Raw genomic sequence first — 1,148 nt, forward strand, 5'->3', positions numbered from 1 at the left:
GAAGGCCAATCACCAGTTGTTACAGTGGAATCTGGTGATGGTCCGACTAACGGCAGTGTGATTGTTAACAACGACGGTACCATTACCTACACGCCAGACCAAGATTACAACGGTGCGGATGAATTCACTTACACGGTCACCTCTGGCGGCGTCACTGAAACCACAACAGTTACGCTGAACGTTACTCCTGTTAATGACAAGCCTGTGGTTGAGAATACCATTGCTGACCAAGTTCTATCTGAGGACTTTACGCCTTATACCATCGATTTAAATGACGCGTTTAGCGATGTTGATAACGCAGACAGTGAATTGACATTTAGCGTTTCTGGTAACAGCAACATTCAAGTTTCGATTGTTGATGGTATCGCAACTATCACCCCAACCGCTGACTGGAATGGCTCTGAAGAGTTGACGTTTACCGCGACAGATCCTGATGGTGAAAGCGTTAGCCAGACTGTTGATTTCACGGTTAACGCCGTTGCCGATATTGTTTCGGACAGCGCTAATATCGTTGAAGACACACCAACCATTTTGGATGTGTTAGACAATGATAGTTTCGAAGGCCAATCGCCGGTGGTATCGGTAGAAGCGGGCAATGGTCCTACAAATGGCAGTGTGGTTGTTAACAACGACGGCACCATTACTTACACGCCGAACCAGGATTACAACGGTGCGGATGAGTTTACCTACACAGTCACTTCTGGTGGTGTCACTGAAACAACGACGGTCACGCTGAACGTTACTCCTGTTAACGATAAACCAGTGGTAGAAAACACTATTGCTGACCAAGTTCTACCGGAAGACTTTGCTCAATACACCATCAACTTGAATGACGCCTTTAGCGATGTTGACGACGCAGACAGCGAACTGACGTTCAGCGTTTCTGGTAACAGCAATATTCAAGTGTCGATTGTTGATGGTATTGCGACGATCACACCAACCGCAGACTGGAACGGTTCTGAAGAGCTAACGTTCACTGCAAAAGATCCAAGTGGTTTGGAAGTGAGTCAGACGGTTGATTTCACAGTCAATGCCGTTGCCGACATTGTCGCAGATAGTGCAGATATCGTTGAAGACACACCAACCATTTTGGATGTGTTAGACAACGATAGCTTCGAAGGCCAATCTCCAGTTGTATCCGTAGAAGC

The 1,148-nt window shown here is 46.7% G+C and carries 1 protein-coding gene; it reads left to right on the plus strand.

Going from position 1 to position 1,148, the window contains the following annotated elements; genetic code table 11:
- The coding region (locus KIT90_RS27700; protein WP_285379766.1) for a tandem-95 repeat protein at positions 1–1,148 on the plus strand (1,148 nt) is incomplete at both ends.

It is taken from the genome of Vibrio sp. B172a, from assembly GCF_030248355.1.
Taxonomy (GTDB): Bacteria; Pseudomonadota; Gammaproteobacteria; order Enterobacterales; family Vibrionaceae; genus Vibrio; species Vibrio owensii.